This window comes from Luteibacter sp. ME-Dv--P-043b (genome assembly GCF_030209605.1).
Classification (GTDB): Bacteria; Pseudomonadota; Gammaproteobacteria; order Xanthomonadales; family Rhodanobacteraceae; genus Luteibacter.
In genome coordinates, this window is sequence record NZ_JARVRT010000021.1 from 77,749 (window position 1) to 98,904 (window position 21,156).

At 67.3% G+C, this 21,156-nt stretch carries 16 protein-coding genes; 10 read left to right on the forward strand and 6 right to left on the reverse strand.

The features are described 5' to 3' along the window. Nucleotides 1-1,686, forward strand: coding sequence for a BatD family protein (locus tag QRN34_RS13605; RefSeq protein WP_285405183.1), 1,686 nt, complete (start codon nucleotides 1-3; stop codon nucleotides 1,684-1,686). Here the strand turns inward: QRN34_RS13605 and QRN34_RS13610 are convergent. Next, nucleotides 1,683-2,207 carry an O-acetyl-ADP-ribose deacetylase gene (locus QRN34_RS13610; RefSeq protein WP_285405185.1) on the reverse strand — a complete coding sequence of 175 codons (525 nt, stop codon included), beginning with the start codon at nucleotides 2,205-2,207 and terminating at the stop codon, nucleotides 1,683-1,685. The two genes, QRN34_RS13605 and QRN34_RS13610, sit on opposite strands and share 4 nt — an antisense overlap. Nucleotides 2,208-2,284: 77 nt before the next feature. Between QRN34_RS13610 and QRN34_RS13615 the strand changes: the two genes are divergently transcribed. The 3 genes from QRN34_RS13615 (at nucleotide 2,285) to QRN34_RS13625 (ending at nucleotide 7,169) form a co-directional block, all read left to right on the forward strand. Next, the gene (locus QRN34_RS13615) at nucleotides 2,285-2,746 is read left to right on the forward strand and encodes a MarR family transcriptional regulator (RefSeq protein WP_285405187.1); all 462 of its coding nucleotides are present in this window, start codon (nucleotides 2,285-2,287) and stop codon (nucleotides 2,744-2,746) included. Nucleotides 2,747-2,866: 120 nt separating this feature from the next. After that, nucleotides 2,867-4,006 carry an efflux RND transporter periplasmic adaptor subunit gene (locus QRN34_RS13620; RefSeq protein WP_285405189.1) on the forward strand — a complete coding sequence of 380 codons (1,140 nt, stop codon included), beginning with the start codon at nucleotides 2,867-2,869 and terminating at the stop codon, nucleotides 4,004-4,006. A gap of 10 nt (nucleotides 4,007-4,016) precedes the next feature. Next, nucleotides 4,017-7,169 (forward strand): efflux RND transporter permease subunit, encoded by a 3,153-nt coding sequence (locus QRN34_RS13625; protein ID WP_285405191.1) that lies wholly within the window; start codon nucleotides 4,017-4,019, stop codon nucleotides 7,167-7,169. A gap of 138 nt (nucleotides 7,170-7,307) precedes the next feature. On the opposite strand, the gene QRN34_RS13630 is transcribed toward QRN34_RS13625, so the two are convergent. The 3 genes from QRN34_RS13630 to QRN34_RS13640 form a co-directional block, all read right to left on the reverse strand. Then, nucleotides 7,308-8,750 (reverse strand): M20/M25/M40 family metallo-hydrolase, encoded by a 1,443-nt coding sequence (locus tag QRN34_RS13630; RefSeq protein ID WP_285405193.1) that lies wholly within the window; start codon nucleotides 8,748-8,750, stop codon nucleotides 7,308-7,310. 97 nt (nucleotides 8,751-8,847) lie between these two features. Next, nucleotides 8,848-10,257: an ATP-binding protein gene (locus tag QRN34_RS13635; protein WP_285405195.1), complete on the reverse strand. Its 1,410-nt coding sequence runs from the start codon at nucleotides 10,255-10,257 to the stop codon at nucleotides 8,848-8,850. Then, nucleotides 10,254-10,967, reverse strand: coding sequence for a response regulator (locus QRN34_RS13640; RefSeq protein ID WP_036143505.1), 714 nt, complete (start codon nucleotides 10,965-10,967; stop codon nucleotides 10,254-10,256). Before QRN34_RS13640 ends, QRN34_RS13635 begins: the two co-directional genes overlap by 4 nt. A gap of 197 nt (nucleotides 10,968-11,164) precedes the next feature. Between QRN34_RS13640 and QRN34_RS13645 the strand changes: the two genes are divergently transcribed. Together QRN34_RS13645 and QRN34_RS13650 are read left to right on the forward strand one after the other, a co-directional pair. Beyond that, nucleotides 11,165-12,160 carry a helix-turn-helix domain-containing protein gene (locus QRN34_RS13645; protein WP_285405197.1) on the forward strand — a complete coding sequence of 332 codons (996 nt, stop codon included), beginning with the start codon at nucleotides 11,165-11,167 and terminating at the stop codon, nucleotides 12,158-12,160. A gap of 181 nt (nucleotides 12,161-12,341) precedes the next feature. Next, nucleotides 12,342-15,338 carry a TonB-dependent receptor plug domain-containing protein gene (locus QRN34_RS13650; protein WP_345782903.1) on the forward strand — a complete coding sequence of 999 codons (2,997 nt, stop codon included), beginning with the start codon at nucleotides 12,342-12,344 and terminating at the stop codon, nucleotides 15,336-15,338. A gap of 191 nt (nucleotides 15,339-15,529) precedes the next feature. On the opposite strand, the gene mscL is transcribed toward QRN34_RS13650, so the two are convergent. Both mscL and QRN34_RS13660 read right to left on the reverse strand, forming a co-directional pair. After that, on the reverse strand, nucleotides 15,530-15,940 hold the full coding sequence (gene mscL, locus QRN34_RS13655) for a large-conductance mechanosensitive channel protein MscL (RefSeq protein ID WP_036137856.1): 411 nt from the start codon (nucleotides 15,938-15,940) through the stop codon (nucleotides 15,530-15,532). 109 nt (nucleotides 15,941-16,049) lie between these two features. After that, a complete protein-coding gene (locus QRN34_RS13660) occupies nucleotides 16,050-16,736 on the reverse strand; it encodes a fumarylacetoacetate hydrolase family protein (protein WP_285405200.1) in 687 nt (228 codons plus the stop codon). A 118-nt stretch (nucleotides 16,737-16,854) separates the two neighbouring features. Between QRN34_RS13660 and QRN34_RS13665 the strand changes: the two genes are divergently transcribed. From QRN34_RS13665 to QRN34_RS13680, 4 genes are read left to right on the forward strand one after another with little or no spacing between them, the layout of a single operon-like run. Next, nucleotides 16,855-17,937: an efflux RND transporter periplasmic adaptor subunit gene (locus QRN34_RS13665; protein ID WP_285405201.1), complete on the forward strand. Its 1,083-nt coding sequence runs from the start codon at nucleotides 16,855-16,857 to the stop codon at nucleotides 17,935-17,937. A gap of 19 nt (nucleotides 17,938-17,956) precedes the next feature. After that, the gene (locus QRN34_RS13670) at nucleotides 17,957-18,643 is read left to right on the forward strand and encodes an ABC transporter ATP-binding protein (RefSeq protein WP_285405202.1); all 687 of its coding nucleotides are present in this window, start codon (nucleotides 17,957-17,959) and stop codon (nucleotides 18,641-18,643) included. 14 nt (nucleotides 18,644-18,657) lie between these two features. Then, complete coding sequence (locus QRN34_RS13675) at nucleotides 18,658-19,824, forward strand: FtsX-like permease family protein (protein ID WP_285405203.1); 1,167 nt, start codon at nucleotides 18,658-18,660, stop codon at nucleotides 19,822-19,824. A 9-nt stretch (nucleotides 19,825-19,833) separates the two neighbouring features. Next, nucleotides 19,834-21,156, forward strand: coding sequence for an ABC transporter permease (locus tag QRN34_RS13680; protein WP_285405204.1), 1,323 nt, complete (start codon nucleotides 19,834-19,836; stop codon nucleotides 21,154-21,156).

Consider the following 21,156-nt stretch of genomic DNA (forward strand, 5'->3'; position numbering starts at 1 on the left):
ATGCGCCGCCTGCTCCTAGCCTGCCTGTTGCTTTGCCTGTCGTTCGTCGCCCTTGCGCAGGCGGTGGCGCCGACGGCGTCGTTGGATCGCACTTCGATCGATGCGGGCGATACCGTCACGCTCAACATCGAACTGGGCGATGCCGCCGGCGACACGCCCGACCTGTCGCCGCTCATGGCCGACTTCGTGGTGCTGGGTACCTCGACCAACCGCAGTCTCAGCGTCGTCAACGGCCGCCGCGAGGCGCACACCATTCTGGGCATCGCACTGCGGCCACGACGCGAGGGCCACCTGACGGTACCGGCCCTGATCATCGGCGGCCAGCGGACGCAGACGCTCACGCTGGATGTGTCGCCGGCCGGCAACGCGTCCAACGCGCCTGCGGACCGGCCCGTGGTACTGGAGGCCAAGACCGACCCGTCGCAGGCATACGTGGGTCAGCAGATCGACTACACGCTGCGCTTGTATTTCGCGGTCAACCTGGCCGACGGCCAGCTGGACGATCCCTCCGCGGAAGGCGCCGAGATCCGCCGCGTCGGCCAGGATGCCAATTTCCAGACCACCCGCGGCGGTCGCCGCTTCAACGTGGTCGAGCGGCATTACGCCATCTTCCCGCAGCATGCGGGCCCGCTGGAGATCCATCCGCCGAGTTTCCAGGGCACGGCGGTGGATGCCTCCGATGCCAGTGCGTTCTTCGGTACCGGTTCACCGGTCAATGCCGTGGCCGAACGCAGCATCGTCCAGGTGCGCCCGCGGCCAGCCAGCGCCCCCGGCGGTGCATGGATTCCGGCGCGCGAACTGACGCTGGCGCTCGACGGCGTGCCGGCGGACGGCAAGGCGCGTGTGGGCCAGCCCATGACGCTGACCATGCGCGTCGATGCCACCGGCATGCCGTTCGAGGCGCTGCCGGCGCTGTCGTTGCCGACGCTCGACGGCGCGGACGTGTATCCCGACAAGGCGGTGACCGGTGGCGGCGCAAGCGGCCCGTGGATCACCGGGCGACGCCAGCAGGGCTTTGCCGTGGTACCGACGCGGCCGGGCACCTTGCACATTCCCGCCACGACGTTGCACTGGTGGAACGTGGTGACCGACACCGCGCAAGTGGCCACCTTGCCCGCGCGCGATATCGAGGTGGCGCCCGCGGCCGGTTCGGCCGTGGCCCCTGTCGGCACGCCGCCCGCTGCCGCGGCGAACCCGCTGGCGGCAGGGTCCACTGCGTCTGCACCGCCCCCGTCGCTGCCTGCGACCGGCGTACCCTGGCGATGGCTGTTCGTCGGCGTGTGCGTGCTGTGGCTGCTCACCGTGGCTGCGTGGTTCGTCATGCGGCGTCGCAAGCCCGGCGCGACACCTTCGGCGCGCCCGACCGCAGCGGCGCCCAGCCGTGAACGGCCGGCTCGTGAGGCCTTTCTCAAGGCCGCAGCGCATGCGGAGCCCGCCGGGATCGAGCGGGCGTTGCTGGGCTGGGCCGCCAGCGTGCAGCCATCCGCGCGGACGCTGGGCGCGCTTTCCGCGCTGCTGGCGCCGGGCCCGCAGCCGGCGGCGATCGACCAGCTGCAGCGCGCCCGCTTCGCCGGCGCGGAGGTGGATCGGGACGGCCTGCGTCAGGCGTTCGTGAATGGCTTCGCCTGGAAAACGGCGCCGCGTGACGGCGACAGCACCGTGCTGCCGCCGCTTTACCCGCGCTAGCCGCGCAAGGCGTCGGCCAGCGCGGCGTCGTAAACGCGTGTCATGGCCGCGCCGAACGTGCAGAAGATGACCTCGGCAGGTGCCCAGGGCGCCTCGTGGACCGTCTGCACTGCCAGGCGGGCGGCGGCGTCGGGCGGATACCCGTAGATGCCGGCGCTGATGGCGGGGAAGGCGATGGACCCCAGGCCGTGCTCCCGTGCCAGCCGCAGGCAGTCCTGGTAGCAGCCGGCGAGCTGGGCCGGCTCTCCGCGGGCGCCGCCATGCCACACCGGTCCCACCGTATGGATGACGAAGCGGGCCGGCAGGGCAAATCCCGGGGTGATCCGGGCTTCGCCGGTGGGGCAGCGTACGCCCCGGGGGTGCTCCGGCAAGGCCTGGCAGGCCGCCAGCAGCGCCGGGCCGGCGGCGCGATGGATGGCGCCGTCCACACCGCCACCGCCCAGCAGGGACGGGTTGGCGGCATTGACGATGGCATCCACCGCCAGGGTGGTGATGTCCGCCTCGCGAATGGTCAGGCCCATAAGGCAACTCCTTGTGACGGCACGGCGCCAATTGGCTACGATGGTCGTCTGTCAGTTCTGTATTGTCCCCGAAGGTTATGGCCGACCCGATCAAAGTTGAAGACATCTCGTTCGCCTACCTGATCAACGACGTGACCTTGCTGTTCCGCAAGCACTTCGATCGTCGGGCGGTGCGCTTCGGGCTGACCCGCGCGCAGTGGCGGGCCCTCAAGGCGCTGCATCGGCTGCCCGGCATGCGCCAGAACGAGCTGGCGGAACAACTCGACATGGAGCCGATCGCCGTGGGCCGGGTCATCGACCGCCTGCAGGCTGCCGGTTTCGTGGAGCGCCGGGCGGATCCGAAGGATCGCCGGGCCTGGCGGCTGCACGATACCGAGCAGGCGCGCGGCGTCATCGACGACATGGAAGAGATCGCGCGCGGCCTGCGTCGCGACGCCACCCAGGGCATCTCGCTGGACGAACTGCAGGTGATGCTGGCGGTCATGGACCGCATGAAGGAAAACCTCCAGGCGCTGGACGGGCCGGGCGAAGAAAACTGAGCCGACGGTCAACCGCCACGACGGATATGCGTTAGCGTTTACGGTTAATCGAAACCCCACACCCATGTCCGCGTCCCCGGATGCGGCGACCGAAGCCCGAAGGCTCCGGCCGGAGCACCCATGCAGCGATCCCCAGGGAAGAAGCTCGTCCTCATCGCCGGCCTGCTGGTCGTCGTCGCCGTGGGCATCGCGTTCTGGCGGCATGGGACGGGACACGACGACGCGCCGAAGACCCTCGGCGGCTCGCGTCCGACCGCGGCGACGCCGGTCAAGGTTGCCCAGGCGCAGCGCGGCGAGATCGACCTTTCGCTGAAGATCATCGGCCGCGCCGAAGCCTATTCCACCGTGGATGTGCGCTCGCGCGTCAGCGGTCAGCTCGAGACGCTGGCCTTCACGCCGGGGGCCCACGTGACGAAGGGCCAGTTGCTTGCCCGGGTCGATCCACGCCCCTTGCAGGCCGCGCTGGACCAGGCGCAGGGCCGGGTGGCCAGCGACCAGGCCCAGCTGACCAAGGCCGAGGCCGATCTGGGTCGTTACCAGAGCATGTTGGGCAAAGGGTTCGTCAGCCGCGCCGATTTCGACCTCTACAAGGCCAACCTCGGCGTGGCCCGTGCAGCGCTGGTCAGCGATCGTGCCGCCGTGCGGGCTGCGCAGACCCAGTTGGATTTCACGACGATCAAGGCACCGTTCGACGGCGTGACCGGTTCGCCGCTGGCCTGGCCGGGCGCCACCCTGGCGGCCGACACCACCGACATCGTGGTGCTCAACCAGGTCGATCCCATCCGCATCGCCTTCGCCATCCCCGAGGACAGCCTGGCCGCCGTGCGCAACAGCGCGCGTAGCGGCCCGCTGACGGTTCACGCGAAGATTCCCGGTGACACCGGCGCACCCCTGCAAGGCGACCTGGAATTCATCGACAACGCCGTGGACGTCACCACGGGCACCATCGTCCTCAAGGGGCGCTTCGCCAATGCGGATGCCCGGCTCACGCCGGGGCAGTTCGCCGAGGTGACCCTGCCGACCACCCGGCTGCGCGACGCGATCAGCATCCCGGTGATCGCGCTGCAGAGCTCGTCCGCCGGTACGTTCGTCTTCGTGGTCAAGCCCGACCAGACCGTGGAGCAGCGCCCGATCACCACCGGTGCCATTACGGCCGACCGGGTGGTGGTGGACAAGGGCCTGCAGCCCGGCGAACGCGTGGTTACCGAAGGCCAGTTGCTGCTCGTCGACGGCGCCCCCGTGCGCGTCGACGAAGGATGAGGGCACCGGGATGAACCTGCCGGAACTCTGTATCCGTCGGCCGGTGATGACCACGCTGCTGATGGCCGCCCTGGTCATCTTCGGCATCGTGGCTTATCCCAAGCTGCCGGTGAACGAGCTGCCCAACGTCGATTTCCCGACGATCAACATCAGTGCCAGCCTGCCGGGTGCCTCGCCTGAGACCATGGCATCGTCGGTGGCGACGCCGCTCGAGGCACAGCTGTCCACCGTGGCCGGCATCGATTCGATGACCTCGTCCAGTTCGCTGGGCTCCACCACGATCACGGTGACCTTCGCGCTGGATCGCAGCATCGATGGGGCGGCCCAGGACGTCCAGGCGGCCATCTCCGCCGCGCAGCGCCAGTTGCCCCAGGACATGCCGACCCCGCCGACCTATCGCAAGGTGAATCCGGCCGACGCACCCATCCTGTTCCTTACCATGCAATCGTCCACGTTGCCGTTGTCCACCGTGGACGACTACGCCGAGACCGAACTCGCCCAGCGCCTGTCGATGGTCGACGGCGTGGCCCAGGTCAGCGTGTACGGCTCGCAGAAATACGCCGTGCGCATCGCGGTGGACCCCGACCGGCTGGCCGCCACCGGCATCGGTGTCGACCAGATGGCCGCGGCGATCGCGTCCGCCAACGTCAACAAGGCCACGGGCTCGCTCAACGGCAGCCGCCAGTTGCTGTCCATCCGTTCGGACGGCCAGCTGATGCGCGCGGCGGATTACGCCCAGGTGGTGGTGGCGTACCGCAACGGCGCGCCCGTGCGCCTGTCCGATATCGCCGTGCCGCGCGACAGCGTGCAGGACGACCAGAAGGCCAGCTGGTTCAACGGCACGCGTGCCATCACGCTCGCCATCCAGCGCCAGCCCGGCGCCAACACGGTGGAAACCGTGGATCGCATCCTCGCGCTGCTGCCGGATTTTTCACGCACGCTGCCGCCTTCGGTGAAGCTGGATGTGATGTACGACCGCTCGGTGTCCATCCGCGACTCCGTGCACGATGTGCAGTTCACCCTGGTGCTCGCGGGCATCCTGGTGGTGCTGGTGATCTACCTGTTCCTGGGTAATGCGTCCGCCACGCTGATTCCCGCCGTGGCCCTGCCGATCTCGGTGCTGGGCACGTTCGGGGCCATGTTCGCGCTGGGCTACAGCCTCGACAACCTGTCGCTGCTGGCGTTGACGCTGGCGGTCGGTTTCGTCGTCGACGATGCCATCGTGATGCTCGAGAACATCATGCGGCACATCGAGATGGGTGAGGCGCCTTACGAGGCCGCGATCAAGGGTGCCACCGAGATCGGCTTCACCATCTTCTCCATGACGCTGTCGCTCGTGGCGGTGTTCATCCCCGTGATGTTCATGGGAGGCATCGTGGGGCGCCTGTTCCACGAGTTCGCGGTGGTTATCAGCGTGTCCATCCTGATCTCCGGGTTCGTGTCGATCACGCTGACGCCCATGCTATGCAGCCGCTTCGTCAAGGCGCACGCACACGACAAGCGCAGCCGTGTGGTGATCTGGTTCGATCGCGGGTTTGGCGCGGTGTCGGACGGCTATACGCGTACGCTGGCCTGGTGCATGCGCCATCCGCGCGTGGTGTTGCTGGTGTTCGCCGTGAGCCTCGTGGCCACGGGTGTGCTGTTCGTCGTCACCCCGAAGGATTTCATTCCGGCCGGTGACAGCGGCCAGCTGCGCGTGACGACCGAAGGGCCCACGGATATCTCGTTCAGCGCCATGTCGGCACGACAACAGGTGCTGGCGAAGATCGCCAAGGACGACCCGAACATCGAGGCGGTGATGTCGAGCGTCGGTGCCGGCGGCGCGCGCGCCACGGTTAACGCGGGCTCGCTCTTGCTGCGCTTGAAGGACCCCGCGGCACGCGGACACACCACCCCGGACGAGATCATCCAGTCGCTTCGCAAGCGCTTCGCCGACGTGCCCGGCATCCGTGCGTATATACAGAACCCGCCGGCGATCCAGGTGGGCGGTCGCCAGTCGAAGGCGCAATACCAGTACACGGTGCAATCGACCGATCTGCAAGCGCTGTATGCCTGGTCGGGCAAGCTGGTCGCGGCGTTCCAGAAACTGCCCGGCTTCCAGGACGTCACCACCGACCTGGACCTCAACAGCCCGTCGATGGTGGTGACGGTGAACCGTGACAAGCTGGGCCCGCTGGGCCTGACGATGTCGCAGGTACAGACGGCCCTGGGCGACGCCTTCGGCGAGAACCAGATATCCACGATCTACGGCGCGGCCACGCAATACTGGGTGATCCTGCAGGTGGAACGTCGCATGCAGGACGATCCGGCGGTGCTCTCACGGCTCTACGTCACCTCGGACACGGGCAAGCTGGTGCCGTTGAGCACCGTGGCAAAGTTCGAGCGCAAGCCGCAGGTGCTCACGGTCAATCACCAGGGGCAGCTGCCGGCCGTCACCGTGTCGTTCAACCTCGCGCCGGGCGTGTCACTGAGCGATGCCGTGCAGCGCATCCAGCGTGCGACCACGGCGATGAACCTGCCGGGTACGCTCAGCGGCAGCATCCAGGGCACGGCGCAGGCGTTCCAGGACTCGGTGAAGGGCATGGGGCTGCTGTTGCTGCTGGCGGTGTTCGTGATCTACCTCGTGCTCGGCATCCTCTACGAGAGCTTCATCCATCCGTTGACGATCCTCTCGGGCCTGCCGGCCGCCGCCGTCGGCGCGTTGCTGACGCTGGTGCTGTTCCACGCGTCACTGGACCTGTTCGCCTTCGTCGGCATCGTCATGCTGGTGGGCATCGTGAAGAAGAACGCGATCATGATGATCGACTTCGCGCTGGAGCGTCAGCGCGACGGCGGCATCGCGCCACACGAGGCGATCTTCGAAGCCTGCCGCGTCCGTTTCCGGCCGATCATGATGACGACGATGGCGGCCTTCGCCGGCACGCTGCCGATCGCCCTGGGTATCGGCGCCGGCGCGGAGACGCGCCGGCCGCTGGGTCTGGCTGTGGTCGGCGGTCTGGTCGTGTCGCAGATCCTGACGCTGTACCTCACGCCCGTGATCTACCTCTACATGAATCGCCTGCAGGACCGTCTGTCCTCACGCCGCGGCGCTCCTGCGGATGCCGCCACCACCCCGGACGCTGCTGTAGGAGCGCACGATGTGCGCGAAAAAAATTCACGATAACCTTTGATCGTGCGCGCCAGCTTCGAGGTTCGGCCTCAAAACATGTCGCGCACATCGTGCGCTCCTACCCCGGGCGTGTCGCGACCCGGGGTGTCGCGAGGAGATGTCGCGCACATCGTGCGCTCCTACGTGTAAGGGTCAGTCGTGCGCGCCGTCGCCGGCGAATGCGCCGGGGGCCGAGCCGAAATCGCCGTTCGCCTGCGCGGCCATGTATGCGAATGTGGCATACACCGCCACGTTCTGTGCCAGGGCCTTCGGGTCGATCTTGTCCAGCGTGTCGTTGGCGTTGTGGTGGTAGTCGAAGTAGTCGGTGCCGTCCTGCGTGAGCGACAACGCCGCCATGCCCTTCGCGTGCATCTGCGAGAGGTCCGAGCCACCGCCGCCGGGCTTGCTGGCGTCATAGGTAACGCCGATGGGCTCGAGCACCTTGGCGATCTGCGCGATCGCGTCGCGCGCTTCCGGCTTCACGCTGGCAGTCATGCGCCAGATGCGGCCCGCGCCGAAATCCGACTCCGTGCCGAGCTGGAACTTCGCCACATCCTTCGCATGGGCTTCGGCATACGCCTTGCCGCCCCACAGGCCCATTTCCTCGTTGGCAAAGGCGATGACGCGGATGGTGCGGTCCGGGCGCTGCGGCATGTCCTTGATCAGCTTGGCGGCGGCCGCGGCGATGGCCACGCCGGCACCGTCGTCGATCGCACCCGTGCCGAGGTCCCAGGAATCCAGGTGACCGCCGATGGCCACGACCTGGTCGGGATGCTTGCGGCCGGTGACTTCGGCGATGACGTTGGCGCCTTCGTACGTGCCGGCGAAGCCGACGTCCAGATCCAGGCGTAGCATCACCGGTTTGCCTTCCTTGAGGATGCGTTCGAGCTGGTCGGCATCCGGCAGGGACAACGCGGCGGCGGGAATCGCCTGCTTCGGATCGGTGAAGCCGGTCACCCCGGTGTGCGGCGTGCGGCTGTGCGGGTCGGTGCCGGCGGAGCGCAGCAGGAACGCCGCGGCGCCCATCTTCGCCGCGAGCACCGGGCCGCCGGTACGCGTGGCCGAACCCTTGCCGTAGTCGTGCCCGTCCTTCTGCTGTTGCATATGCGTGGACACGTAGACGATCTTGCCCTTGACGCTGGCGGGGTCCGCGCGCTTGAGCGCTTCCAGGTCGTCGAAGCCCACCACGTCGGCGGTCAGGCCGCCCGCGGGCGTGCCCGCGGAATACCCCAGCGCGGTCAGCGCCAGCGGCTGCGGGAACGGCGACACCACCTGGGCGTGCTCGCTGTGGCGCTGCCACAGCGGGTAGCTGACCTTCTCGGTATAGACCTTGTCGAAACCCATGGCCTTGAACTTCGCCACGGTCCAGGCGACGGCGCGCGCATCCGCGGCGCTGCCGGCCAGCCGCGCGCCCACCTCGGTGGTCAGGCCCGAGACGAAGGCATAGCCGGTGTCGTCGTTCATGGCGCGGTCGCGCAGCTGGCTGGCAGCGGCGACGGCGTTGTCCGGGATGGCGGTGGCCTTGTCGGCGGCATGGGCGGAGAAGGCGAGTGCGACGCACGCGGCAAGCGCGTGCAGGCGGAACATGGAACGCATGGTGACCCCCGGGACGGTAAAGGTCGATTATGACCACGTCACGGGGTGCGCCCGCGTAGGTCGGAAGTCATGGGACGGGTCGACGTGCCCGGCGAGGCTAGGACTGCGGCAAGGCCACCACGACGCGCAGGCCGCCCTCCTTGCGATTGCGCAACACGATGCTGCCGCCATGGTCCAGCACGATGGCGCGCACGGTGGCCAGGCCCAGGCCGATGCCGCCGGTGTCCCGGTTGCGCGAGGATTCGAGCCGGAAGAAGGGGGCGAAGACCTGCTGCTGCATGGTCTCGGGAACGCCCGGGCCGTCGTCGTCCACCTCCAGCAGGCACTCGCCATGGCCGGCGCGCAGGCGCAGACGGACGCGCTGCCCGTATTTCAGGCCGTTCTCGACGAGGTTGACCACGGCGCGACGCAGGGCGACCGGGTCGCCGTCCAGCGTGACCGGCGGACCGGGCACAATCGAGACGTCGTAGCCGACATCGACCAGATCGTCGGCGACGCTCTCGACCAGGAGGCGGAAATCCAGCGGCTGCCGCTGCGTGCCCAGCGAACGGTCACGCATGAAATCCAGTGCCGCCGAGATCATGGTCTTCATCTCGCGCAGGTCGGCATCCACCTTGCTACCCAGCGGCTCCGGCAGTCCATCCAGACGGAACGACAGGCGTGTGAGCGGTGTGCGCAGGTCGTGCGCGATGGCGGCGATCATGTGCGTGCGCTCGTGCAGCAGGCGATTCACGCGCCCCTGCATGGTGTTGAAGGCATCCACGGCGCGCCGCATTTCCGGTGGGCCATCGCGCGGTACGGGTGGTGCACCGGTATCCGCACCCAGGCGTTGCGCCGCCTCCGCGAAGCGGTGGATGGGCGCGGACAGCGCGTGCGCGAACCACCAGGCCAGCGGCAGCAGGACCAGTACACCGGCACCCAACAGCCAGACCAGTTCTTCCTGGAGCAGGTTAGGGAAGGTCTCGCCCGGAACCCGCGCGACGCGCCAGCGCCCATCGGGCTGCTGCCAGCCGACCACCGAGGCGGCGCCCAGGGTCATCCGCATGCCGCCGCGGTGCCGGTCCATGCGACTGTCGGTGGCATAGACACGGAGGACATCGGGATGCACGCGCAGCAGCATGGCCAGGCGTGGCAGCAGGTGGGCCGACAGGCGCGCGTCCGTGCCGTCCGGCGCCACGGGCGCCGCCGCCTGCGTCAGTACGTCCAGATCCGCCGGTATCGGCGGCATGAAGTCCGCGCCCGGTGGCAGCATGCGCCGGTCGTCGCCGCCGGCGGCGTTCATGGCACGCGCGTCGGGGGTGGCCCCCGGGCTGGCGACACCCGCCGGGTCCGGCGGCATGTCGTCCATGCGCAGGGCGGCTACCACGTCGAACAGGCTGGCGATGGGCGGCAGCATCGGTGGTCGCCACGCAAGGATGCCCAGCCCGATGCCCGACGAGACCAGCAGGGCGCACACCGTCAACAGGAAGGTGCGCACGAAGATGGATGGTCCGGCCCCTCGGCTCACAATCGGGTCACCTTTGGCAGCAGCATGTAGCCCTCGCTGCGCACGGTACGGATCATTTCTTCCTGCGCCCTGTCGTTGAGCTTGCGCCGCAGCCGGCTGATCTGCGTGTCGATGGCCCGGTCGTACACCTCCGCGCGGCCGCCATGGACCAGGTCGAGCAACTGGTCGCGGCTGAGGATGCGCTGCGGGTGCTCGACGAACGCGCGGAGCAGGGCGAATTCGCCATCGGACAGGTTGATGAAGATGTCCGTGGGATCGCGCAGGTCGCGCCGCGTGACATCCAGCCGCCAGCCGGCGAAGCCGTACGGGCGTGCTTCCTCGGCATGCACCGCGTCACCCCGGCTGCTGCGACGGAGCAGCGCACGTACGCGGGCCAGCAACTCGCGCGGGTTGCACGGCTTGGCCAGGTAATCGTCGGCGCCCACCTCCAGGCCGATGATCCGGTCGGTGTCGCTGCCCAGGGCGCTGAGGATGATCACCGGAGGCCCCTTGGCCGCGGCGAGCCGCCGCGCGGCGCTCAGTCCGTCCTCGCCCGGCATCATCACGTCCAGCACGATGAGGTCGGGTCGCTCGCGCTCGACCGCTGCGGTCATGGCCGCGACGTTCTCCGCGGCACGCACGCGATAGCCGTGGCCGCCGAGGAAGCCGGTGATGAGCTCGCGCAGTTCGGGATCGTCGTCGACGACCAGGATGAGGGGATGCAGGTCCATGGACATGGGAATTAGATACCAGACGCGGGGACGCGGCGTTTGCCGACGCGGCAAAAGAACCGACACACAACGGACACACAGCGACATTCTTCCGTGACGCCAACCGCTTAGCGTAAGCCAACGCACACGCCATCCAGGGAAGACCATGAAGCCGCTTGCCGCGCCCCCGTGCCCACTTGCCTATCGGAATCGCCGCCTTGCCGTCCCTATCGCATGTTCTTGCCGAGTCGCCACCCGTCGACGAGGGTATCGCAACTAATCGCCTGCTGGCCCGCCGCTTCTGGCAGGCGCTGGTCGAGCGCGCCCCCAGCCGCTTCGAGACCAGTGCATTGATCGACGGGTATGCCGGGGAACGCCTGCGCCTGGGCGTCTTCCGCCACACCCCGCACGTGCTGACCGAGAACGCACTGCCCCCGGAGCACCGGCAAGCCGTGTTGCTCAGCCTGCAACTCGACGGCCGTGCACGCATCGAACAGCACGGCCGCCATGGCGACCTCGCCGCGGGCGACTTCTGTCTCATCGACCTGTCGCGGCCGTTCCGCCTGGAGGTCGGCCGGTGCACCGTGCAGGCGATCCATCTTCCGCTGGTGGCCCTGCGTGACGCCATTCCCCGTCTGGCCGACGTGGCGGCCATCGGCTTGCCGGGACACCTCGCCAGCGTCGGCTTCCTTCGTGTGTTGTTTCAGGAAATGTTCGCGCATCCGGCGGGACTGACCGACGCGTTGGCCGACCGGCTGGCCGATGCCGTTCCGCATCTTCTTGCGGCGGCACTGGAATCGGTGGGTGCGGAAGGCGACGCCTTGCCTCGCCTGCGTCACTATCACAAGCGTCAGGTACGCCAGTACGCGCGCGAGCACCTGGCCGATCCCGAGCTGTGTATCGACATGATCGCGAAAGGTGTGGGCCTGTCGTCCAGCCACCTGTTCGACTTGTTTTCCGACGAAGGCCTGACGCTCATGCGCTGGGTGCGCCTGGAACGCCTGGCCCGCTGCCAGCGCGAGCTGGCCGATCCGCGACTGCGCCATCGGAGCATCGCGCATATCGCGCATGCCTGGGGCTTTGGCGACATGACCAACTTCAGCCGCTGCTTTCGCGATCACGTAGGGACGTCGCCGCGGCGGTTTCGCCAGGCCGCCATGCTCGGCCCGATACCCATGCTGGATGGTTCGGACGTCCAAACATCCAACGAATGACCGAATGACGCGGCAGTTTCCGCCGAATGGGTGCATGTTCTTAACACTAGATTGATGTCGTGGCCATGCGGCCACGCAACGTTCCGCATCGAACCACACGCCATGGGCAGTGGGGGAGAGCGCCTTGCCGGGCGCGCGCCTCGTGGCGTCGCACATCCTAAATTTCGGGGAGAGTTCCACAGTGAAGAATCCGACATCCATCCGGCTCAGCCGGATCAGCCTCGCGCTGGCGATGGCCCTGGGCAGCACCGTCGTCCTGGCCCAGTCGACCACCGGCAGCATTTTCGGCCAGGCGCCGGCCGCCGAAGGGGAAACCGTCCAGGCCAGGAGCAGCTCCGGCGTCACCCGCGAGGTGACCGTGGGTAGCGACGGCCGTTACACCGTGGGCTCGCTGCCCCTGGGCACGTATACCGTCTCCCTCGTGCAGGGCGGCAAGGTGGTGGACACCCGCAGTGACATCACGCTGCGAGTAGGCTCGGGTACCGAGGTGTCGTTCGCGGCCGCCAGCGGTGCCACCACCAGCCTGGGCGCGGTCACCGTGTCGGCCAATTCGCTGCCGGCCATCGACGTATCCAGCGTGGACGCGCGCACCGTCATTACCTCGCAGCAGCTGGCCCAGCTGCCGCTGGCGCGCAGCGCCGAAGCCATCGCGCTGCTGGCACCCGGCGTGGTGCCCGGCTACAGCGGCTTCACCAGCGGCACGACCGGCTCGTCGCTGGTGTCGTTCTCCGGTTCCTCGGTGACAGAGAACGCGTATTACCTCAACGGCTTCAACACCACCGACCCGCTCAGCGGTTTCGGCGGCATCAGCCTGCCTTACGGCGCCATCGACCAGCAGGAGATCCTCAGCGGCGGCTACGGCGCCGCCTACGGACGATCCGATGGCGGCGTGATCAGCCAGAGCGGCAAGCGCGGTACCGACGAATGGCACTTCGGCGCCCAGGTGCAGTGGACCCCGGCGTTCGCCCGTGGCACCAGCCCGAACAGCTACTACGTGTCCGGTGCCAACGATGGCGAGATCTACCGTCGTTATTCGCAGAATAAATCGTGGGAAACCACCGAGAGCGCCTATGTCGGTGGCCCGCTGATCAAGGACAAGCTGTTCTTCTTCGCCGCGGTGGAAGGCGACAAGCGGTCCGGGGACAGCGTGGGTGCCGTCACCTCGTCGTACAACACGCAGTACCAGTACAGCAATCCGAAGTGGTACGCCAAGGTCGACTGGAACATCAACGACAACAACATCCTCGAGCTGACCGGCGCGTCGACGAAGACCTCGTACAAGGGCAACCTGTACAACTACGACTACGACACCAGGCAGACCGGCGACCTCAACAGCTTCGACACCTCGACCAAGAACAGCGCACAGGTGTCGATCGCCAAGTACACCAGCTATATCACCGACGACATCACGCTGACCGCCCTGTACGGCAAGCAGAAGATGACGTATTTCAGCCAGACACCGGGTTACGATCCGACGCTGACGTACATCAACGGCTCCGAGTTCGAGAACCCCGCCCTCACCGGCGGCACGCCGATCGTCAATTCGCAGACGGTTCTCACGGCGAACAATCCCGACCACCGCGCCACCAGCAACAACCTGCGCCTTGACCTGTCGTGGAAGCTGGGCGACCACACCATCACCGCCGGCATCGACAACCTCAACTCGCACGACATCGACGATGGCGAGACGGGCAGCGCCTGGCTCTACGGCTTCGGCGACCCGGCTACGCCGATCAGCGGCACGCCCTTCGTCGCCGCGCCCAACACGGGTGCGGGCGGCGAAACGGGTTACTACGTGTCCAAGTACCTGTACAGCACCTCGGCCTCGGTGCGGGTGAAGCAGCGTGCCCAGTACATCGAAGACAGCTGGCAGGTGGACGATCGCTGGCTGGTCAAGATCGGCCTGCGCAACGATCAGTTCACCAACTACAACCCGGACGGCGATGCCTACCTGCGCATGACCAAGCCGCAGTGGGCGCCGCGCCTGGGCTTCAGCTGGGACGTGCATGGCGACTCGTCGCTGAAGGTGTACGCCAATGCCGGTCGCTACTACCTCGCCATGCCGGCCTCGGTGGCGCTGCGTGCGGCGGCGGGCTCGCTGTACACCAACCAGTACTACACGTACACCGGTATCGATGCCAACGGCAATCCGACGGGTCTCACCCCGCTGGCTTCGTCCACCGGCGGCGCCGTGTCGGCCAACAACGAGTACGGTCAGGCACCGGATGCGAAGACGGTCGCTTCCAGCAACATCCGTTCCGAGTACCAGGATGAATACCTGCTGGGCTTCACCCAGCAGATCAACGCCGACTACGTCTGGGGCATGAAAGGCCAGGTGCGCAAGCTGCGCAACATCCTCGACGATATCTGCGATACGGGCACCATCGCGGCCAAGGCCGAGGCACTCGGCTACGACATCGATCCGACCACGCTCAACGGTTGCTACCTGTCCAATCCTGGCCGGGCCAACACCTACCGTGTCGTCAATCCGGCCGGTGGCTACTACAGCATCGACGTGACGAAGGAAGACTTCGGCATGCCGCACGCCAAGCGTAGCTACTACGGTCTGGAGACCTTCCTCGAGCATCCGTTCGACGGCACGTGGCAAGCCAAGATCGACTACGTGTACTCGAAGAGCTACGGCGACAGCGAAGGCCAGGTCCGGTCCGACATCGGCCAGTCCGACGTGTCGGCGACGGTGGACTGGGACTTCGGGAAGCTGATGGAGAACTCCAACGGCCTGCTGTCCAACGACCGCAAGCACCAGCTAAAGATCTACGGCTCGTGGCAGGTGGCGCCGGAGTGGATGCTCTCCGGCAACATCGCATTGCTTTCCGGTACGCCGAAGACGTGCCTGGGTTACTACGGTGCGGACGAGAGCAACCCGGTGGGCTACGGCAGCTATTACCACTACTGCGGTGGCGTGGCTTCCGCCCCCGGTGCGGCGGGTCGCCAGCCGTGGCAGCACATCGTGTCCTTGTCCGCCGAATACCGTCCGGTATGGGCTGACAAGAAACTTGGCTTCAACGTGATGGTCTACAACCTGTTGAACGAGTCGGTGGCGACGTCCACGTATGCCCTCTACGGCAACAGCAAGGCGCTCAACACCAACTACGACCGCATCAATTACTTCAGCACGCCGCGTTACGTCCGCTTCGGGATCAACTACGACTTCTGATCGGGCGTTTGGCTAGGTCATACCAACAATAAGCGCCGCGAGTCCCCCGACTCATCTACTGCGGCGCAACGATCTCCCCAGATAAGGCCGCCGGGCTCCCACCTGGCGGCCTCTTTTTTTTGTGCGTGGCGTTGGGCTTGGATCGCGGACATCGTCCGCTCCTACCGCGCGCGCATAGGCTCGGTGGCGGGTTAGGCGCGCGGGGGTTGCTGCTTGAGCAGGTCGCGGATTTCCGTGAGCAGCACCACGTCGGCGGCGGGAGCGGCGGGTTTGGCTTCTTCGCGGCGGGTGAGGCGGTTGATGGCCTTGACCACGAGGAAGATGGCGAACGCGATGATGATGAACTGGATCAGCACGTTGATGAACACGCCGTACTGGATGGCCACTTCGGCGGTCTTGTTCGCGGCGTCGGCAGGTTTGAGCACCCATTTCCAGTCGGAAAAATCGATGCCGCCGATCAGCCAGCCGATGGGCGGCATGATGATGTTGTCGACCAGCGACGTGACGATCTTGCTGAAGGCCGCGCCGATCACGACACCGACCGCCAGGTCGATCACGTTGCCGCGCAGGGCGAATTTCTTGAATTCCGCGACGATGCTCATGGGTGGTTCTCCTTGGGGGCGGGACGTCGAACGTAGGAAATTAACGGTCGGGATGTAAGGAGTTCGCGAAGTCACGCCCGGCGGCGTCGGACCCGCCGGTCTTGCGGACTCAGACCACCCGGCCTTCCAGCATGGCGATGCCTTCGAGTGTGGCCCGGAAACGATCGCCTCGCACCAGCGCGGCCACACCGGCAGGGGTGCCGGTGTAGACGATGTCGCCTGCCTTGAGTTCGAACAGCCTCGACAGCGCGGCGAGGATCTCGGGCACGCCCAGCACCATGTCGCCCAGCACCGCCTGCTGGCGCAGCTCGCCGTTGATCTCCAGCGCGATACGGGTGGTGGCGTCGGGCGAGGCCTGGTCGGCGGGCACCAGGGCGGAGACGGGCGCGGAGTGATCGAACGCCTTGGCCACATCCCACGGTGCGCCCTTGGCCTTGGCCTGGGCCTGCAGGTCGCGGCGGGTCAGGTCCAGGCCCACGCCGTAGCCCCAGACCGTGGCGGCGGCCTGCTCGGTCGTGAGGTTCGAGCCGCCCGAGCCCAGCGCCACGACCATTTCCACTTCGTGGTGCAGGTCGTTCGTGGCCGAGGGGTAGGGCACGTCGGCGCCGTCGGTGACGAGGGCGTCCGCGGGCTTGGTGAAGAACATCGGATTGGCGGCATCGACCGAGGCGCCCATCTCGCGCGCGTGGTCGGCGTAGTTGCGGCCGATGCAGAAGACGCGGCGGACCGGGAAACGTTCGGTGCGCCCCGTGACGGGGATGCTCGGCGAGGCTGGCGCTGGGATGACGGTAGGCATGGGCAAAGGGTATCAGGTGACAGATGTCACGGCGGATGGCTGATGGGCGGAAGTGGTGCGGGTGCCGCCCGGGCCGGATGATCGTGTTGCCGATCCGCATTGCCAGGGGCCAGGGAACATGAAAGCGAACGCCGAGCTGCTACGCCAGCTCAAGATCGACCGGTCGCAGAAGGAATCGCCGGGGAACGAAAACGGCAAGCCGGCGCGTATCGTCCGGTGGCTGCTCGGCATCGTGCTGGCGCTGCTCGCCCTCGGTGCCGTGGCCTGGTTCGTCGCTGCCCGGCGGCCTGTCGAAATCCAGCCGGCGCCGTCCCCCGCCTCGACCGCGACCGTGGCGCCGTCCTCTGCCGCGGACGCCGGCACCGTGCTGCAGGCCACCGGCTATGTCACCGCGCGTCGCCAGGCGACGGTGTCGGCACAGATCACCGGCACGTTGACCGAGGTGCTGATCGAGGAAGGCGACCGGGTGAAGAAGGGCCAGGTGCTGGCCCGGCTGGAGGACAACGCGCTGCGCGCCAGCCTCAAGGCCGGCCGTGCCACGGCCGCCGCGGCGCACGCCGGCGTCGCGCAGAGCCAGGCGCAGCTCGACCAGTCGCTGCGTGACGCGGATCGCCAGGAGGCGCTGGTTGCTCGCGGGCTGGTGTCGAAGCAGCAAGCCGAGCAAAGCCGCACCCAGGCCGCCACGTATCGCGCCCAGCTCGACACCTCACGCCGCCAGGCCGACGCGGCCGATGCGCAGGTGGGCGTGGGCCAGGTCAATCTCGACTACACCGTGGTGCGCGCGCCGTTCGATGGGGTGATCACCGACAAGGCGGCGCAGGTCGGCGAGATCGTCTCGCCCCTGTCGGCCGGTGGCGGCTTCACCCGTACCGGCGTCGGCACCATCGTCGACATGGATTCGCTGGAGATCGACGTCGATGTCAACGAAGCCTATATCGGCCGCGTGCGGGCGGACATGCCGGCCGAGGCCGTGCTGGATGCCTATCCGGACTGGAAGATCGGCGCCCATGTCATCGCCATCGTGCCCGCGGCCGATCGCGGCAAGGCGACGGTGAAGGTGCGCGTTGCGCTGGAGACGAAAGATGCCCGCATCGTGCCGGACATGGGTGTGCGCGTCTCCTTCCTCGAACGCCGCGCGACACCCGTCGCTGCTGCCACCGCTGCCATCAGCACCGCTCCCTCCACCGCTTCCTCGCCCTGACCGTCCGGAGAACCTTGCCATGACTACCCTGATCGACATCCAGGACCTTTCCAAGGTCTACGAACGCGGCCGGCAGAAGGTCGAGGTGCTGCACGGCGTGAACCTGACGATCGAGGAAGGGGACTTCCTCGCCCTGATGGGTCCGTCCGGTTCGGGCAAGACCACGTTGCTGAACCTGATTGGCGGGCTGGATACGCCGACCTCCGGCAGCCTGGCCGTGGCCGGGGAGCGGATCGACCGGCTGGGTGCCGGTGCGCTGGCCCGCTGGCGCGCGGCGCACGTCGGCTTCGTCTTCCAGTTCTACAACCTCATGCCCATGCTCACCGCGCAACGCAACGTCGAGCTGCCGCTGTTGCTCACGAAGCTGACCGCCGCGCAGCGACGCACGAACGCATCGATCGCCCTGCAACTGGTGGGGCTCGACGATCGCGCGTCGCACAAGCCGTCGGAACTCTCGGGCGGGCAGCAGCAGCGGGTGGCCATCGCCCGCGCGATCGTCTCCGATCCCACGCTACTGGTATGCGACGAGCCGACGGGCGACCTGGACCGACAATCCGCCGAGGACATCCTGGGGCTGCTGCGCGAGCTCAACCGCGAGCACGGCAAGACCATCGTGATGGTGACCCACGATCCGAAGGCCGCCGAGTACGCCAACCATACGCTGCATCTCGACAAGGGCAGCCTCGTCGAACACGCCGCGGCCTGAGCAAGGAGTTCCGCATGAAATACATGCACCTGATCTGGGCCGCGTTGTTCCGGCGCAAGACGCGTACCTTCTTTACGCTGGCGTCGATCCTTGCGGCCTTCCTGCTGTTCGGCATGCTGGATGCCACGCGCGCCGCGTTTTCCTCCGGCGACAGCGTAACCGGCGTGGATCGCCTGATCACCACATCGCGTTATTCGATCATCCAGTCGCTGCCTGCAAGCCTCGCCGCACGTATCCAGGCGATCCCCGGCGTAAAAGCCGTGGGCGGGTCCAACTGGTTCGGCGGCATCTACCAGGACCCGAAGAACGTCGTGCTCAGCTTCGCGGTGAGTGACAACTACCTGGACATCTACCACGAGATCGACCTGCCGGCGGACCAGCGCAAGGTGTTCGAAGCCACGCGCACCGGCGCCATCGTGGGCGAGGCCCTGGCGAAGCGGTTCGGCTGGAAGATCGGCGACAAGGTGCCGCTGCAGTCGACCATCTTTCCGCAGCGCAGCGGCGACAAGACCTGGCCCTTCGATATCGTCGGCATCTACAAGCCCGCTCCTGGTGCGGCCAACGGCACCGATCAGCAATTCCTCTTTCACCACAAGTATTTCGAGGATGCGAACGCCTTTCGGAGTATCGGCACGAACGTGGGCTGGTACATCGTGCAGCTGACCTCCGCAGACAAGGCCGACAGCGTGGCCAGGGCCATCGACGCGCTGTCCGCCAACTCCGATCACGAGACCAAGACGCAGACCGAGCAGGCGTTTAATGCCTCGTTCGCCAAGCAGCTGGGCGATATCGGCCTCATCGTCTCGGCTATCATGGGCGCGGTGTTCTTCACCCTGATCCTGCTGACCGGCAACACCATGGCGCAGGCCGTGCGCGAGCGCACCAGCGAGCTGGCCGTGCTCAAGACCATCGGCTTTTCCAGTCGCAGCGTGCTCGGCATGGTGCTGGCCGAGGGCATCCTGCTGCTGGTGCTGGGTGGCGTGCTGGGCCTGGCCCTGGCGGGCATCGTGGTGCCCATCGTCGCCAAGGGCAGCGGCGGCATGCTCAATCTGCCGCCCATCGGCTTGCAGACCTGGCTCACGGGGCTGGCGCTCATGGTGGCGATCGGTGCGCTCGTCGGCGCCTTGCCCGCCCGCCGCGCCATGCGCCTCAACATCGTCGACGCGCTCGCCGGGCGCTGAGGAACCGTCATGAATCGCATCAAGAAAATCGGCTTCGGCCTGTTGACACTGCTGTTGGTCGCCGCCTTCCTGGGCGTATGGATCGCGTTGCCCTGGCAGGGCATCGTGGCACTGGGCCTCGCCTTCACTGCGTGGATGGCGCTCAGTCGGCGTGGCCGGCAGACCTGGCAGGTGACCCGCGTGGGCCTGGCCACCGTGGTGCAGCGCCTGGGCTCGTCGTCCGTCGTCGTGGTCGGTATCGCGGGCGTGGTCGGTGTGCTGGTGGCCATGCTGGCGATGAGCGACGGCTTTGCCGAGACGCTGCGGGCCACGGGTAACGACCGCACCGCCATCGTGTTGCGCGGCGGCTCGCAGGCGGAACTCAACTCCATCCTCGATCGCGACAGCGCCAACGTGGTGATGCAGGCGCCGGGCGTGAAGAAAGACGCCAAGGGTCGGCCGATCGCGTCCGGTGAGCTGGTCGTGGTCGCCAACCTCCCCCGCAAGGCCACGCCCGACACCGACGCCAATGTGCCGATTCGCGGCGTCGGCGCCGACGTGTGGGCATTGCGCGACCAGGTGGGGATCGTGGCGGGACGCACGTTCCAGCCGGGCCTGCGCGAACTGATCGTGGGTAAGGGGGCGCGCGCGCAATTCGCCGGGCTGGACATCGGCAAGAGCATCCGCCTCGCCGGGCAGACCTGGACGGTAGTCGGCGAGTTCACCTCGGGCGACGCGCTGGAGTCCGAACTGTGGGGCGACGCCGAAAGCGTCGCCTCCGCGTACCGCCGCGGCAGCAGCGTGCAGTCGGTCACGGTGATGCTGGACTCGCCGCAGGCGTTCCCGGCCTTCCAGAAGGCGCTGGCGGCCGATCCGCGACTGAAGGTGGATGTCAGTACCACGCAGGCCTATTTCAGCAAACAGTCCGAAGGCTTGACCAAGGTGCTACGTGCCGTCGGCATCACGGTGGGCTTGATCATGGCGATCGGCGCCATCTTCGGTGCGCTCAACACCATGTTTGCCGCCGTGCAGGCGCGTGCACGCGAGATAGCGACGCTGCGGGCGATCGGTTTCCGCGGGCTGCCGGTGGTGGTGTCGGTGATGCTGGAGACGATGTTGCTGGCGCTGCTGGGCGGCTTGGTCGGCGCCGGCGTCGTCTGGCTGGTCTTCAACGGGTATACCGCCTCGACGCTGGGTTCGAATTTCAGCCAGGTGGTATTTCGTTTCCACGTGAGCGGCGCGCTGCTGTGGACGGGCATCAAGTGGGCGCTGGCCATCGGCTTCATCGGCGGCCTGTTTCCCGCACTGCGCGCGGCGCGGGTGCCGGTGACCACGGCGCTGCGCGAGCTGTGA